At 36.9% G+C, this 390-nt stretch carries 1 pseudogene; it reads right to left on the bottom strand.

Annotation, left to right across the window (positions count from 1 at the left end):
- Positions 1 to 297 (bottom strand): annotated as a pseudogene (locus ACM6HU_RS00075) (IS4 family transposase); the annotation flags it as partial.
- Positions 298 to 390 lie beyond the last annotated feature (93 nt).

The following is a 390-nucleotide window of genomic DNA, read 5'->3' as shown; positions in this document are numbered from 1 at the left end:
CGCTAATATGTGTTGCAAAAATTGGACGGCCGCTTTATTAAACCGTTGATTCAATCCCTCAGGACTGATGAGCACTTCTGTTGATGCTTCTAAACAGCTGGATAACTGAGTTAAAGAAGTTGTAGCGACATTTTGGCTCATCCATACACATAAAGCGACTAAATCCTTTGCTTGGTACTTACTGGTTCGCTGCACAAAACCAACATCTCTAGCAATATCTCGTAAGATATTTTGAGATAAGAAGCTTTGAATTTCTTGAGCAAATAGTTGCAATTCATCAGATACAGAAATAGACATACAAAAACGCCATCCTTTCTTATGATTCTACAGAAAGAATAGCGTATTTTTTCATTTTAGGGGGGATTTTGTTTTATTAGCTTGATGGTGATG

Source organism: Bacillus sp. IT-79MI2 (assembly GCF_949768135.1).
Lineage (GTDB): Bacteria > Bacillota > Bacilli > Bacillales > Bacillaceae_G > Bacillus_A > Bacillus_A pseudomycoides.
The sequence above is the reverse complement of the archived record's forward strand: the minus strand, read 5'-3'. Positions and strand labels throughout refer to the sequence as shown.